We start from the raw sequence: 14,171 nt of genomic DNA on the forward strand, positions 1-14,171 counted from the left end.
CCATGAGTCCCGTACTCGCCGGAGTGCTCCAGCTGCTCGCCCTCATGGCCGCACTGGCGCTCGCCTACGTACCGCTCGGCACCTACATGGCGGGCGTCTACCGCGCCCAGCGCCACCTGCGGGTCGAGAGATGGATCTACCGGGCCGTCGGCGCCGATCCGGACGCGGAGATGCGCTGGCCCGCGTACATGCGCGCCGTGCTCGCCTTCTCCGTGGCCGGTGTCCTCTTCCTGTACCTGCTCCAGCGGATCCAGGGCGTGCTGCCGCTGTCGCTCGGCTTCCGGTCCGTCGCCCCCGCCCAGGCCTTCAACACCGCCGCGTCCTTCGTCACCAACACCAACTGGCAGTCGTACGCCGGCGAGCAGACCATGGGGCACGTGGTGCAGACCGCCGGTCTCGCCGTGCAGAACTTCGTCTCGGCGGCCGTCGGCATGGCCGTGGCCGTGGCCCTGGTACGCGGCTTCGCCAGGTCCCGCACCGGTGAACTGGGCAACTTCTGGGCCGACCTGGTGCGCGGCACCGTGCGTATCCTCCTCCCGCTGGCCGCGGTCGCCGCGATCGTGCTGGTGGCCTGCGGGGTGATCCAGAACTTCTCCGGGATCCACGAGGTCGGCCAGTTCCTCGGCGGCGGGCAGCAGTGGAACGGCGGCGCCGTGGCCTCCCAGGAGGCCATCAAGGAACTGGGCACCAACGGCGGCGGCTACTTCAACGCCAACAGCGCACACCCCTTCGAGAACCCGACCCCGTTCTCCAACCTCTTCGAGATCTTCCTGATCCTGGTGATCCCCTTCGCGTTGACCCGGACGTTCGGCGTCATGGTCGGCTCGGTCCGGCAGGGCTACGCCATCCTCGCGGCGATGGCCACCATCTGGCTCGCCTTCGTCACCCTGATGATGTGGACCGAGTTCGCCCATCACGAAGGCGCGCTGCGGATCGCGGGCGGCGCGATGGAGGGCAAGGAGGTCCGGTTCGGCATCGGGGCCTCCTCGATCTTCGCCGCGTCGACCACGCTCACCTCGACCGGCGCCGTCGACGCCGCGCACTCCTCGCTCACCGGGTTCGGCGGCGGGATCGCGATGCTCGGCATGATGCTCGGGGAGATCGCGCCCGGCGGTGTCGGATCGGGCCTGTACGGCATCCTGATCATGGCCGTCATCGCGGTCTTCATCGCCGGTCTGATGGTCGGGCGCACCCCCGAGTACCTGGGTAAGAAGATCGGCTCCCGGGAGATCAAGCTGGCCGCCGTCTACATCCTGATCACCCCGGCGCTGGTGCTGGTGTTCAGCGCCCTCGCGATGGCCCTGCCGACCCCGCCGCACTCGGCGCTCAACCCGGGCGCGCACGGATTCTCCGAAGTGCTCTACGCCTACACCTCGGCCGCGAACAACAACGGCTCGGCGTTCGCCGGCCTGAACGCGAACACCGACTGGTTCAACACCACGACCGGGCTCGCCATGCTGCTCGGCCGCTTCCTGCCGATGGTGTTCGTCCTCGCCCTGGCCGGCTCCCTGGGCGCGCAGCAGCCGGTGCCGGTCACCGCGGGCACCCTGCGTACCGAGAAGCCGCTGTTCACCGGCATGTTGGTCGGCGCCGTGCTGATCGTCGTCGGTCTGACGTACTTCCCGGCCCTCGCGCTGGGCCCGCTCGCCGAGGGGTTGGCGTGATGACCACCTCCACACAGAACCACGGGGACTCCATGTCCGCAGTCACCAGGACCCGGGCACCGCACAGCGACGTGCCCGCCGGGAACCCGTCCGGCCGCGGCCGGGTCGGTGCCGGTCTCTTCGATGCCCGGCAGCTGCTCAGGTCGCTGCCCGACGCCTTCCGCAAGCTCGATCCGCGGGTGATGGTCAAGTCGCCGGTGATGTTCGTGGTGTGGATCGGCTCGCTGCTGACCACCGCCTTCTCCCTCACCCGGCCGGGCGACTGGTTCGGCTGGGCGATCAGCGCCTGGCTATGGCTCACCGTCGTCTTCGCCAACCTCGCCGAGGCGGTCGCCGAGGGCCGCGGCAAGGCGCAGGCGGAGACCCTGCGCCGGGCCAAGACCGACACCGTGGCGCACCGGGTGGACGGGACCGAGGTCCCCGGCACCGAGCTGCACGTCGGCGACCTCGTCGTGTGCGAGGCGGGCGACGTCATCCCCGGCGACGGGGACGTCGTCGAGGGCGTCGCCTCGGTCGACGAGTCGGCCATCACCGGGGAGTCGGCGCCGGTGATCCGCGAGTCCGGCGGCGACCGGTCCGCGGTGACCGGCGGCACCCGGGTCCTGTCGGACCGCATCGTCGTCAAGATCACCACCAAGCCCGGCGAGACCTTCATCGACCGGATGATCGGTCTGGTCGAGGGCGCCGCCCGGCAGAAGACGCCCAACGAGATCGCGCTGAACATCCTGCTCGCCTCGCTGACGATCGTCTTCCTCCTCGCCTGCGCCACACTGCCGCCGTTCGCCCACTACGCGGGCACCCACCTGACCATGGTGGTCCTGGTCGCGCTGCTGGTCTGCCTGATCCCGACGACGATCGGCGCGCTGCTGTCGGCCATCGGCATCGCGGGGATGGACCGGCTGGTCCAACGCAATGTGCTGGCGATGTCGGGGCGGGCGGTGGAGGCGGCGGGCGACGTGTCGACGCTGCTGCTGGACAAGACCGGCACGATCACCCTCGGCAACCGCCGGGCCGCGGAGTTCGTCCCGGTGCGCGGTACCACCGCCGCCGAGCTGGCGGACGCCGCCCAGCTCTCCTCGCTGGCCGACGAGACGCCCGAGGGCCGCTCCGTGGTGGTGCTGGCCAAGGAGAGGTACGGGCTGCGCGAACGGCACCAGGGCGAGCTCGCCGGGGCCGAGTGGATCGCCTTCACCGCCCAGACCCGGATGTCCGGCGTGGACGTGGACGGCCGCAGGATCCGCAAGGGCGCGACGGGGTCCGTCATCGCCTGGGTCCAGGAACAGGGCGGGCGGATCGCCGAGGACGCCGGTCGCCTCTCGAAGGAGATCTCCGCGGCGGGCGGCACACCGCTGCTGGTCGCCGCCGAGGACCAGGACGGCACCCGGGTCCTCGGCGTCATCCACCTCAAGGACGTGGTCAAGGACGGTATGCGCGAACGCTTCGCCGAACTGCGCCGGATGGGCATCAGGACCGTCATGATCACCGGCGACAACCCGCTGACCGCCCGCGCGATCGCGGACGAGGCCGGGGTCGACGACTTCCTCGCCGAGGCCACGCCCGAGGACAAGATGGCGCTGATCAGGCGCGAGCAGAGCGGCGGCAAGCTGGTCGCGATGACCGGCGACGGCACCAACGACGCGCCCGCGCTGGCCCAGGCCGACGTCGGCGTGGCGATGAACACCGGTACGTCGGCCGCCAAGGAGGCCGGCAACATGGTCGACCTCGACTCCGACCCGACCAAACTGATCGAGATCGTCGAGATCGGCAAGCAGCTCCTGATCACCCGCGGCGCGCTCACGACGTTCTCCATCGCCAACGACGTGGCGAAGTACTTCGCGATCATCCCGGCCCTGTTCGCCGCGGTCTACCCGGGCCTGGACAAGCTGAACATCATGCGGCTGTCCTCGCCGGACTCGGCGATCCTGTCCGCGGTCGTCTTCAACGCGCTCGTCATCATCGTGCTGGTGCCGCTCGCCCTGCGGGGGGTGCGCTACCGGCCGACGAGCGCGGACCGGATGTTGCGCCGCAACATCGCCGTCTACGGCCTCGGCGGGCTGATCGCCCCCTTCGTCGGGATCAAACTCATCGACCTGATCATCTCCCTGATTCCCGGGATCGGCTGACGCATATGAACCAGTCCCTTGTGAACACCGGCCGACTCCTGTCGGCGGGCCTGCGGGCACTGCTCGCGCTGACCCTGCTCACCGGCGTCGTCTACCCGCTCGTCGTCACGGGCGTGGCCCAGGCCTTCCTCGGGCACCGGGCGAACGGCTCGGAGGTCAGGGAGGGCGGCAGGGTCGTGGGCTCCTCCCTGATCGGGCAACAGCACTACGGCCTGGACTACTTCCAGCCGCGCCCGGCCGCCGGGCTGGGCACGAACACCGCGAACACCCAGTACAAGCTGCTCGTCTCCGGTGCCACCAACCTCGCCGCGAACAACCCCAAGCTGGTCGAGGCGGTCGAGCGGGCACGGGCCGAGGTGGTCAGGGTCAACTCGACGTCCGACTACAAGGTGAAGCCCTCGCAGGTTCCGGCCGACGCCGTGACCTCCTCGGGTTCGGGCCTGGACCCGGACATCTCCCCGGCGTACGCGCTGCTCCAGGCGCACCGGGTGGCCGAGCGCAACCACCTGCCCGTCACCCGTGTCGAGCACCTGGTGCGGGAGCACACCGAGAGCCGCACCCTCGGCTTCATCGGCGCGCCGCGGGTGAACGTCCTCCAACTCAACGTCGCGCTCAGGGAACTGACCACCGGTCACTGACATTCCGCCATCCCGTCAATCCGTCCGAGGCCTCTTGTCCGCTTCCACGGCCGCACCTACAGTGCGGCCGTGCGGACGTACGAGAACCCCGTGATCGGAGGCTTCCACCCGGATCCCAGCGTGTGCCGGGTGGGGGAGGACCACTACCTGGTGTGCTCGAGCTTCGAGTACTTTCCCGGGGTCCCGCTGTTCCACAGCCGCGACCTGGTGCACTGGCGGCAGATCGGCAACGTCCTGGACCGGCCGGGGCAGTTGGAGCTGCCGGACGACCTCCCGGCCTCCGCCGGCATCTACGCCCCGACGATCCGCCACCACGACGGCCGCTTCCACGTGATCACCACCAATGTGGCGGCCGGGGGCACCTTCCTGGTCAGCGCCGAGGATCCGCGGGGGCCCTGGTCGGACCCGGTCTGGATCGACCTGCCGGGGATCGACCCCGACCTCGCCTGGGACGACGACGGCTCCTGCTGGTGCGCTGTCGCCGGGGTGCGGGTGGCCCGGATCGACACGGCGACCGGCAAGGTCCTGGAGGGGCCGCTGCCCGCGTGGTCGGGAACGGGGCTTCAGCACCCGGAGGCGCCGCACCTGTACCGGATCGGCGCCTGGTGGTACCTCATGCTGGCCGAGGGCGGCACCGGGCACGGCCACGGCGTCTCGATCGCCCGCGCCCGCTCCCCGCGCGGCCCCTGGGAGCCCGCGCCGGACAACCCGGTCCTGTCCCACCGCGGCACCGACCTGCCCGTCCAGTGCACGGGCCACGCCGACCTGGTGCAAGCGGCCGACGGCACCTGGTGGATGGTGCTGCTCGGCACCCGGCCCCGGGGCTGGTTCCCGGAGTTCCACGTGCTCGGCAGGGAGACCTTCCTGACCCCGGTGGAGTGGGTGGACGGATGGCCGCGGGTCGGCCCGGTGCGCGAGCGGCATCCGGCGCCCGCGGCCTGGCACCCCCTGCCGCCGCCGCCCGAGCGGGACGACTTCGACGCGCCGGCCCTGGCGCCGGTGTGGATCTCCCCGCGCAGCAGGCCGGAGGCTTCCTGGTCGCTGAGCGAACGCCCCGGCCGGCTGACGCTCCACGCGACCGGCGACAGCCTCGACCGGCCCGGCCACACCTTCGTCGGACGCCGGCAGCAGCATCCCGACTGCCGGGTGGCGGCGCGCGTCGAGGCGGTCTCGGGGCGGGCCGGCCTGTCCGTCCGGCTGGACGAGGCGCACCACTACGACGTGGAGATCGGCGGGGGAGTGGTGGGCGTGGTCGCCCGGATCGGGCCGCTGCGGCAGCGGATCGCGGAACGCCCGGTGCCGCCCGGACCGCTCACCCTCGTCGTGGACGTGCGCACGGACGACGTGCCCCCGCCCACGGTCACGGCCGCGGACCGGCAGGCGACCGGGGACCTGGCCGCGACCGGGGCCCGGGCGGCCGGCCCGGACGTGATCGCCTTCTCGGTCGAGGGCCCGGAGGGCACGTCGGTGCTGGCCGAACTCGACGGGCGCTACCTGTCCACCCAGGTCGCGGCCGGCTTCACCGGGCGGGTGATCGGCATGTACGTCACCGAGGGCAGCGCGGCCTTCGACTGGTTCGACTACCGGCCGCGGCCTTTGCGCCGTCGAGGCGGAGAGTGACGGGGCCCGGTCCCGGACGCGCTTCGGGGCCGGTACGCGCGGGTGTGCGCGCCGGCCCCTGGTGATCCGCGGGCGGCTCGCCGGAGCCGTCCGGTGGTGCTCAGGCGGCGGTCACCACCTGGTCCGCGCCCGGCGGGCGGTGCGGGGCGATGATCTGGCCGTCCGGCAGGAGTTCACCGGTGTCCTCGAAGAACAGGACGCCGTTGCACAGCAGGCTCCAGCCCTGCTCCGGGTGGTGTGCCACCAGACGGGCGGATTCCCGGTCGGCGGAGTCGGCTGACGGGCACGGTGGCTGGTGCAGGCACATTGAGGGGATCTTTCGCTCTGTCGGGTGGTCGCTGTCGGCTGTCGTGCGTGTTCCGCGGCTGATGGTGTTCTCCATGGCCGCCCCCCGTTTGTCGAGTGGTCCGAAACCAGTGTTCCCCCGCGGGTCCGATTCCGCAGGGATTTCGCGGCACCGCTTCTCACCGGTTGGAGACGCGTCACACGCACGAGCGGTTCATCCCGACGGCACCGCCTCTTCGGATGGTTCGCACTGGCCGGATGGGGCTAGTCCGATGACACCCCCCGTGGGGACCTCCGTCGCGCGGACGCGGGTCGTCCGGGCGGATTTCGCCTCGTACGGGTGCATCCGGGCGGCTGAACGGCGTCGTACCCCGCTGCCGGGCACGTCCGGCAGCGGGGTACGACGCCGATCGGCGGGCGTGAGGTCAGGCGGGGGAGCCCATGAGCCGGATCGGAGCCACCCGATGGGTGAGGACCGGGAGCAGATCGGCGACCCGGTGCGGAAGGTGGGCCGCGATGCCGGGCGGGGCCGGCGCGAGCGGCACGAGCAGGTCGGTGGCCGCCGGGTGGCCGGTGGAGCCGTCGTCGGAGAGGTCGCCGTGCAGCCACAGCGTGAGCATGTACAGGCTGGGCATGGACAGCAGGCGCGGCTGGTACGGCTGGCTCATGGCCTCCGCCTGCCGCAACGCGCGCTCGGTGGAGGTGACGTAGGGGCCCTCGAAGAAGTGCGAGAAGGTCCAGCCATCGGGAGTCAGCATCGTCTCGGCCGCGGCCACCGCCTGGTCGCCGCAGCGGATCAGGAAGCGCCACCCGGCCAGCCTGGTCGCGGTGATTCCCTCGGGGGTGATCCGGTCCAGGACGTGTACCGGCAGCGGAAGATCGGGGACCGCGGGCTCCTGGGCGGAGCGGAGGGCGGCGGACCCGGCCTCGCGGACCGCGGTGGGGGAACCGAGTGCCGTGAGGACGGAGCGCAGGGCGGGCGCGGGAGCCGGGGGGACGTGCAGCGGCATGGTGGGTCGCCTCTCATTCGACAGGCACGGTGGCGCGAGGGCGGGCTGGGTGCGGACGGCGCTGTCAGCTCTCAGGGCAGGAGGAGGCTGGAGCCGGGGCTCTGGTGAGCGAGGGGCGCGGCCTGCCTCACGGGCTCCTGACAGGGTTCAGGGCTGTGGGCGCCAACTTCTGCTGTGGTGCAGAGTTTATACGACAAATGTTCAGGTGGTGTTTCGCCTAGCTGTTTTCGATGTGAACGGCAAGAGTCTATTCGGCCGGATTCGATCGGGAATCATCCCTGCTCCGGGTGAGCCGTATCGCGATGACCTCGGGTGGTGCCCGCACGGCGGTCGGCCTGATCTTGTCGGCGTTTTTCACGAGTTTCACGGGGTACCCGAAACCGCCGAGTGCCGCATGCCCCGTGAATGTGCCTCCGGTCACACAGGACCAGAGTAGTCGGTGCGGGCGGGAGAGGGGCGTTATCGATCGCGCCGGCGGGGCATCATCCCACCTGACCAGGACCCCGGCGGCCGGATCTTACGGCCCGCCTTGCGAGGAGGGACGCTGCGATGGGGGAGAAGGTCGTCGCCGGCCAGCTGGACCTGTCGGACCGCAACCGCTACCGCGACAAGCTGCGGCGGTGTCTGACGGGGCTGGAGCGGTTGCTGCACGAGAAGCGGTTCGACCGGCCGAAGAACCTCATGGGGCTGGAGATCGAATTGAATCTGGTCGGCCCCGACGGCCTGCCGAAAATGCTGAATGCGCAAGTTCTCGAGCGCATCGCGAGTCGTGACTTCCAAACAGAACTCGCCATGTTCAATCTGGAAGTCAACATTGCCCCACACCGCCTGGGCGGCCGGGTATTCGACCAGCTCGCCGAGGAGATACGGACGTCGCTGGCATATGCCGACCGGAAAGCCGGTGAGGTGGACGCCGGAATAGCGATGATCGGTATTCTGCCCACCCTCGGCCGGGACGATCTGGTCTCGTCCAATCTCTCCGCCGTCGACCGCTACGCGCTGCTGAACGATCAGATCGTGGCGGCCCGCGGAGAGGAGTTCACCCTCGACATCGACGGCGTGGAGCATCTCACCTGCACCTCGAAGTCGATCGCGCCCGAGGCCGCCTGCACCTCCGTGCAACTGCACCTCCAGGTCACCCCGGGCCGTTTCGCGGACGTGTGGAACGCGGCTCAGGCGGCCGGCGCCGCGCAGATAGCCGTCGGCGCCAACTCGCCGTTCCTCTTCGGGCGCGAGCTGTGGCGGGAGTCGAGGCCGCCGCTGTTCCAGCAGTCCACCGACACCCGCCCGCCCGAACTCCAGGCCCAGGGCGTGCGGCCGCGCACCTGGTTCGGCGAACGGTGGATCTCCTCGGCGTACGACCTCTTCGAGGAGAACCTGCGCTACTTCCCGGCCCTGCTCCCCATCTGCGACGACGAGGACCCCCTCGACGTGCTGGACGCGGGCGGCGTGCCCAAGCTGGCCGAGCTCGTCCTGCACAACGGCACCGTCTACCGCTGGAACCGCCCGGTCTACGACATCGCGGACGGAGTACCGCACCTGCGCGTGGAGAACCGGGTGCTGCCCGCCGGGCCCACCGTCACCGACGTGATCGCCAACGCGGCCTTCTACTACGGCCTCGTGCGCGCCCTGGCCGAGGAGCCCCGGCCGGTGTGGACCCGGCTGCCCTTCCAGGACGCGGCGGCCAACTTCGACGCCGCCTGCCGGTACGGCATCGACGCCCGGTTCACCTGGCCCCGGCGCGGGCGCCACTCCGGCACGGCCGAGGTCGACGCCGTCACCCTGGTCCGCGACGAACTGCTCCCGCTCGCGGAGGCCGGACTGAGCGCCTGGGGCGTGGAGCGCGCCGACCGGGACCTGTACCTGGGTGTGATCGAGGAACGGTGCCGGCGCCGGACCAACGGCGCGGAGTGGCAGGCCGCCACCTTCCACCGGGCACTGGAGCAGGGGATGGGCAGGGAAGCAGCCCTGGCCGCCGCCACCCGGCGCTACCGCGAGCTGACGAAGTGCGGCGAGCCGGTCCACACCTGGCCGATCGGCCTGCCGGAACCGGTCCCGGTCGTCCAGGGCCTGTGAGGAAAGCCCCGTCGTCGCCCGGAGCCACGGCACCAGGGCCCGTCCTGGCCGGCGGTGCCGCCTCGCCGTAGCGGGGGGCACTCGCGCCCGCGGGTGAGGGATCGGGCAAGCTGTGACGTCCCACGACGGTGGCGCCGCGCGTGCGCACCGTGCCGGTGTCCGGCCGTATCCGTGCGGCGGGGTGGCGCGCCTCGTGGCGGGACGACCGAAACGGAGGCAGGCGTGCTGGCGGAGTCACAGCCGGTGGGGGACTCCCCACGGCAGGAGCGGCCGTCGCGACGGATCCTGCGCGACGAGACGCTGCTCGTCCTCGGGCTCTCGCTCGGGGCGAGCGGGGTCTCCGCGCTGATCAGCTTTGTCGGTTCGGTCACCAAACCCGGTGGCCTCAAGGACCAGGCCACCACCCTCAACGCCTCCGCCGCTCCGGGACGTCCCTGGCTCGACCTCGCCTGGCAGCTGTTCGGGATCGCCACGGCCCTGATCCCCGTGGCCCTCGTCGCCCACTTCCTGCTGCGCGAGGGGCGCAGCCTGCGCGCGCTCGGCTTCGACCGCACCCGCCCCTGGCCGGACCTCGGCCGCGGCGCGCTCGTCGCGGCGGTGATCGGCAGCACCGGAATCGCTTTCTACCTGGCGGCCCGCGCGTTCGGCTTCAACCTCACCGTGGTGCCCGAGGCGCTGCCCGCCGTGTGGTGGAAGTTCCCGGTGCTGATCCTCTCCGCCCTGCAGAACGCCGTCCTCGAAGAGGTCATCGTCGTCGGCTACCTGCTGCGCCGGCTCGGGCAGCTCGGCTGGACCCCGGGGTCCGCGCTGGCGGCCAGTTCCGTACTGCGCGGCTCGTACCACCTCTACCAGGGCGTCGGCGGCTTCGTCGGCAACATGGTGATGGGCGTGGTCTTCGTCTGGCTGTACCGGCGGTGGGGCCGGGTCGGCCCGCTCGTGGTGGCCCACACCCTGCTCGACGTCGGCGCGTTCGTGGGCTACGCCCTGCTGGCCGGGAAGGTGGGCTGGCTGCCGACGGCGTGAGCGCGGCGGGGAGGGGCGTACGAGTGCCGTACGCCCCTTTCGTGTTCCTGGGCGGGTTCCTACCCGAGCAGGTCGCCCTCGATCACGGTGACCGCGTGGCCGGTGAGCAGGGTGCGGTCGCCGCGCAGGCCTGTGCGCACGAGGCCGGAGCGGGCGGAGGCCTGGAGCCCGGTGAGGTCGCTGCGGCCGAGGCGTTCGGACCAGTAGGGGGCCAGGGCCGTGTGGGCGCTGCCGGTGACCGGGTCCTCGTCGATGCCGACGTTGGGGAAGAAGCACCGGGAGACGAAGTCGTAGCCGCGGGCGGCGTCCTCGGCCCGGGCGGTGGCGATGACGCCGCGTGCGGAGTGGGCGGCCAGTGCCTTGTGGTCGGGGGCGAGGGCGCGGACGGTCTTCTCGTCGGCGAGCTCCAGGACCAGGTCGCCGACAGCGGTCCCGGTGTCGTAGGCGGTGCGGGGCTCGGCACCGAGGGCCCGGGCGACCCCGTCGGGAACGTCCACCGCGGTGAGCGGGGCGGTCGGGAAGTCCAGGGTGATCGCGCCGTCGCCGGCCGGGCTCGCGATGAGCACACCGCTGCGGGTGGCGAAGCGCACCGGTCCCTCGTGCGCGCCCGTCGTGCGCAGGACATGGGCGGTGGCGAGGGTGGCATGGCCGCACAGGGCGACCTCGGTGGCGGGCGTGAACCAGCGCAGCGCCCAGTCGGCCTCGCCGCCCTCGGGCAGCCGGTGGGCGAACGCCGTCTCGGCGTGGTTGACCTCCAGCGCCACCTTCTGGAGCCAGTCGTCGCCGGGGAAGGCGTCCAGCAGCAGCACCCCCGCTGGGTTGCCGGCGAAGGGGCGGTCGGTGAAGGCGTCGACGATTCGAATCCGCATGCCCCGACGGTAGGGGCTCCGGCGAGCGGCGGACCAAGGCCAATCCGGGGGCGGCGGCCTCGAAAAGGAGGAACCCGCAACCCGCAGTTCGTCAGGGGTGGCCAAAGCGAGCTGTTCCGATATATCGTTGAGGCATCGCGACAGGTCGATGATCGAATGGAGTGGTGGCGATGCGTACCCATGGGTTCGAGCACGGGCACCGACACGACGGCCCCCGTCGCGGCCGCGGCGGCTTCGAGGAGCGCCGGGCGGCCTTCGGGCCCTTCGGCCCGGGCGGGCCGGGGTTCGGCCCCGGCTTCGGACCGGGTTTCGGCCCGGGGCACTGGGGCGGCCGAGGGCGCGGCGGGCCGCGCGGCCGGGCCCGGCGGGGTGATGTGCGGGCCTCGATCCTGGCCCTGCTGAAGGACCGTCCCATGCACGGCTACGAGATGATCCAGGAGATCGCCGAGCGCAGCGGCGGCGCGTGGAAGCCCAGCCCCGGCTCGGTCTACCCCACCCTCCAGCTGCTGGAGGACGAGGGACTGATCGTCAGCGAGAGCGAGGGCGGCAAGAAGCTGTTCTCGCTCACCGAGGCGGGCCGCACCGCGGCCGACGAGGGCCCGGACGCGCCCTGGGAAGAGGCCTCGCGCGGTGTCGACTGGGAGGCCCTCGGCGAGATCCGGCAGGCCGGCTTCGGTCTGATGGAGGCCTTCGGCCAGGTGTGGAAGACCGGCAGCAAGGACCAGCGGGAGAAGGCGCTCGCCGTCATCAACGAGGCGCGCAAGAAGCTGTACCTGATCCTCGCCGACGAGGACTGACGGTCGGGCCGCGAGCCCCGGAACCCCCTCCATGTCGGGGAGGCTCCGGGGCCCGCGCGCCTGTGTGTTTCCTGGGGAGTTCCTGTGTGGACGCCTCCTGATCTCATCCGTAAGGAGGAGATTCCGTCCGCCCGGGTCCACTTCCCGTGGGACGCCGAAATGCTTCCCGCCGGGGATGACCGGAGCCGGAGAGGCTGGTGAGCTGGACGATGTGCAATCCCGTGTTCCCCGGCAGCCGCCCTCCGGGCAGGACGCCCCCCGTCCGGACGACGACGCCCGGCTCAGTGTCGAGCTGGCGGCGGCGGTCGCCGGTGCCCGCAGGCGGGCGGTCCGGGACGGGGACCGGCAGATCGACACCGCCCACCTGCTGCACGCGCTCCTGGAGTCCGACCCCGAGGTGCGCGCCCTGTTCGACGGCGGGCCGCAGATGGCCCGGCTGCTCGGCTACCTCGTGCAGCGCAGCATCGGATACGGCCTGCGCTGGCAGGGTGCCGTCGAGGACTCCGGCGCCCTGCCCGTGGTGACGGAGGCCGACGGCCTCTCGCCGGCGGCCTGTGCCGCCCTGGAGCACGCCTGCGAGCGCGCCGCCCGGCGGGGCGACGAGCTGGCGCGCGGCGTCGACCTGCTCGCGGCGATCGTCGTGGACCCGCAGGCGCGCGCCGTCGAGGTGCTCACCGGCGCCGCGATCGACGCGGGAGAACTCGCCGCGCGGCTCGACAACGATGCCAAGGACTGTCCGGGGGAGTACGCCTCGGACGGCGGGCCCGCCCACTGAGTGGGACAGAAGGGGTGCCCCGGCCGCGGGTGAGCGGTCCCGGCGGGGTCTTCCGGTGGAGCATTCCGAGTCTTTCGCCCGGTCTGTCCGGTGATGCTCCCGTCCAGGCGATGAGACAGGTGCCATCGAAGGTGACGCTCATGTCATCGCCTGTCATCATGTGCCGGTGCGTACGTCTCAGACCAGTCAGGGCCGTTCCGGCAAGGGTGTCGGGCTCGGTCTCGCACTCGTGTCCGCGGTCGCCTTCGGCGGCTCCGGTGTCGCGGCCAAGCCGCTGATCGAGGCGGGTCTCGATCCGCTGCACGTGGTGTGGCTGCGCGCCACCGGCGCGGCCCTGGTCATGCTGCCGCTCGCCGTACGCCACCGCGGGCTGCTGCGCAGCCGCCCGGCCCTGCTCGCCGGGTTCGGTCTGCTCGCCGTCGCCGGCGTCCAGGCCTGCTACTTCGCCGCGCTCTCCCGGATCCCCGTCGGGGTGGCCCTGCTCGTCGAGTACCTGGCGCCCGCCCTGGTGCTCGGCTGGGTCCGGTTCGTGCAGCGGCGGCCGGTCACCCGTGCCGCGGCCTTCGGCGTGGTCCTCGCGGCGGGCGGACTCGCCTGTGTCGTCGAGGTGTGGTCCGGCCTGAGCTTCGACGTCCTCGGACTGCTGCTCGCGCTCGGCGCGGCCTGCTGCCAGGTCGGCTACTTCGTGCTGTCCGACCAGGGCGGCGACGCGGGCGAGGCGGCTCCGAACCCGCTCGGCGTCATCGCCTACGGACTGCTGATCGGCGCCGCCGTCCTGACGGTCGTGGCCCGCCCCTGGAGCATGGACTGGTCGGTACTCGCGCACGGCGCGGACATGAACGGCACGTCGGTCCCGGCCATCGCCCTGCTGCTGTGGATCGTCCTGGTCGCCACGGTCCTGGCGTACGTCACCGGGGTGGTCTCCGTACGGCGGCTCTCGCCGCAGGTCGCCGGAGTGGTGGCTTGCCTGGAGGCGGTCATCGCGACCGTGCTGGCCTGGGTGCTCCTCGGCGAGCATCTCTCGGCCCCGCAGGTCGTCGGTGGCGCGGTCGTCCTGCTCGGCGCGTTCATCGCACAGTCCTCCACGCCCTCGAAGGGCTCGGCGGAGCCGGTGGCGAGCGGCGGTGCGGAAAGGGAGCTGTCGGCCCGGGGAACCGCGACCTAGTGCCGCGACGGGGCAAGCGTTGCCCGCCGCGGTACTAGAGTGCGGATCATGCATTCGGACGCACGCGTTCTTCCGCCTCCGGCCGCCTGAGGCGGGCCCTCCGGTGAGCGCGCCCGGCGGTGAGCC

12 protein-coding genes are annotated in these 14,171 nt (G+C 71.9%); 9 read left to right on the top strand and 3 right to left on the bottom strand.

Annotated features, from left to right (window positions below; all coding sequences use genetic code 11):
* Positions 1 to 2: 2 nt before the first annotated feature.
* The 4 genes from kdpA to ACTYVM_RS10500 all read left to right on the top strand — a co-directional run bounded on the left by kdpA (position 3) and on the right by ACTYVM_RS10500 (position 6,045).
* Complete coding sequence (kdpA, locus tag ACTYVM_RS10485; RefSeq protein ID WP_445525641.1) at positions 3 to 1,664, top strand: potassium-transporting ATPase subunit KdpA; 1,662 nt, start codon at positions 3 to 5, stop codon at positions 1,662 to 1,664.
* On the top strand, positions 1,664 to 3,787 hold the full coding sequence (gene kdpB, locus ACTYVM_RS10490) for a potassium-transporting ATPase subunit KdpB (protein WP_445525642.1): 2,124 nt from the start codon (positions 1,664 to 1,666) through the stop codon (positions 3,785 to 3,787). The genes kdpA and kdpB overlap by 1 nt, the downstream gene beginning before the upstream one ends.
* Before the next feature lie 5 nt (positions 3,788 to 3,792).
* Positions 3,793 to 4,425, top strand: coding sequence for a potassium-transporting ATPase subunit KdpC (gene kdpC / locus ACTYVM_RS10495; RefSeq protein WP_445525643.1), 633 nt, complete (start codon positions 3,793 to 3,795; stop codon positions 4,423 to 4,425).
* 69 nt (positions 4,426 to 4,494) lie between these two features.
* On the top strand, positions 4,495 to 6,045 hold the full coding sequence (locus ACTYVM_RS10500; RefSeq protein WP_445525644.1) for a glycoside hydrolase family 43 protein: 1,551 nt from the start codon (positions 4,495 to 4,497) through the stop codon (positions 6,043 to 6,045).
* Between the two features lie 100 nt (positions 6,046 to 6,145).
* Here the strand turns inward: ACTYVM_RS10500 and ACTYVM_RS10505 are convergent, their stop codons facing one another.
* Positions 6,146 to 6,352 carry a DUF5999 family protein gene (locus tag ACTYVM_RS10505; RefSeq protein ID WP_400029266.1) on the bottom strand — a complete coding sequence of 69 codons (207 nt, stop codon included), beginning with the start codon at positions 6,350 to 6,352 and terminating at the stop codon, positions 6,146 to 6,148.
* A gap of 403 nt (positions 6,353 to 6,755) precedes the next feature.
* On the bottom strand, positions 6,756 to 7,340 hold the full coding sequence (locus tag ACTYVM_RS10510; RefSeq protein WP_445525645.1) for a hypothetical protein: 585 nt from the start codon (positions 7,338 to 7,340) through the stop codon (positions 6,756 to 6,758).
* Positions 7,341 to 7,889: 549 nt separating this feature from the next.
* Between ACTYVM_RS10510 and ACTYVM_RS10515 the strand changes: the two genes are divergently transcribed.
* On the top strand, positions 7,890 to 9,416 hold the full coding sequence (locus ACTYVM_RS10515) for a glutamate-cysteine ligase family protein (RefSeq protein ID WP_445525646.1): 1,527 nt from the start codon (positions 7,890 to 7,892) through the stop codon (positions 9,414 to 9,416).
* Between the two features lie 222 nt (positions 9,417 to 9,638).
* Complete coding sequence (locus ACTYVM_RS10520; RefSeq protein ID WP_445525647.1) at positions 9,639 to 10,439, top strand: CPBP family intramembrane glutamic endopeptidase; 801 nt, start codon at positions 9,639 to 9,641, stop codon at positions 10,437 to 10,439.
* A 59-nt stretch (positions 10,440 to 10,498) separates the two neighbouring features.
* Here the strand turns inward: ACTYVM_RS10520 and ACTYVM_RS10525 are convergent, their stop codons facing one another.
* Complete coding sequence (locus tag ACTYVM_RS10525) at positions 10,499 to 11,308, bottom strand: PhzF family protein (protein WP_445525648.1); 810 nt, start codon at positions 11,306 to 11,308, stop codon at positions 10,499 to 10,501.
* A 170-nt stretch (positions 11,309 to 11,478) separates the two neighbouring features.
* Here ACTYVM_RS10525 and ACTYVM_RS10530 point away from each other — a divergent pair, with 170 nt between their 5' ends.
* From ACTYVM_RS10530 to ACTYVM_RS10540, 3 genes are all read left to right on the top strand, one after another.
* Positions 11,479 to 12,105, top strand: a complete 627-nt coding sequence (locus ACTYVM_RS10530) for a PadR family transcriptional regulator (RefSeq protein ID WP_445525649.1) — start codon at positions 11,479 to 11,481, stop codon at positions 12,103 to 12,105.
* 211 nt (positions 12,106 to 12,316) lie between these two features.
* Entirely contained in the window at positions 12,317 to 12,880 is a 564-nt protein-coding gene (locus ACTYVM_RS10535) for a Clp protease N-terminal domain-containing protein (protein WP_445525937.1), read from the top strand.
* Positions 12,881 to 13,040: 160 nt separating this feature from the next.
* Positions 13,041 to 14,045, top strand: coding sequence for an EamA family transporter (locus ACTYVM_RS10540; protein WP_445525650.1), 1,005 nt, complete (start codon positions 13,041 to 13,043; stop codon positions 14,043 to 14,045).
* Positions 14,046 to 14,171 lie beyond the last annotated feature (126 nt).

Source organism: Streptomyces cyslabdanicus, assembly GCF_052663305.1.

Excerpts from the sequence above, each read along its gene's own strand:
- ACTYVM_RS10505 (WP_400029266.1), bottom strand. The coding sequence starts at position 6,352 with ATGTGCCTGCACCAGCCACCGTGCCCGTCAGCCGACTCCGCCGACCGG.
- ACTYVM_RS10510 (WP_445525645.1), bottom strand. The coding sequence starts at position 7,340 with ATGCCGCTGCACGTCCCCCCGGCTCCCGCGCCCGCCCTGCGCTCCGTC.
- ACTYVM_RS10530 (WP_445525649.1), top strand. The coding sequence starts at position 11,479 with ATGCGTACCCATGGGTTCGAGCACGGGCACCGACACGACGGCCCCCGT.
- kdpC (WP_445525643.1), top strand. The coding sequence starts at position 3,793 with ATGAACCAGTCCCTTGTGAACACCGGCCGACTCCTGTCGGCGGGCCTG.
- kdpB (WP_445525642.1), top strand. The coding sequence starts at position 1,664 with ATGACCACCTCCACACAGAACCACGGGGACTCCATGTCCGCAGTCACC.
- ACTYVM_RS10525 (WP_445525648.1), bottom strand. The coding sequence starts at position 11,308 with ATGCGGATTCGAATCGTCGACGCCTTCACCGACCGCCCCTTCGCCGGC.
- kdpA (WP_445525641.1), top strand. The coding sequence starts at position 3 with ATGAGTCCCGTACTCGCCGGAGTGCTCCAGCTGCTCGCCCTCATGGCC.
- ACTYVM_RS10515 (WP_445525646.1), top strand. The coding sequence starts at position 7,890 with ATGGGGGAGAAGGTCGTCGCCGGCCAGCTGGACCTGTCGGACCGCAAC.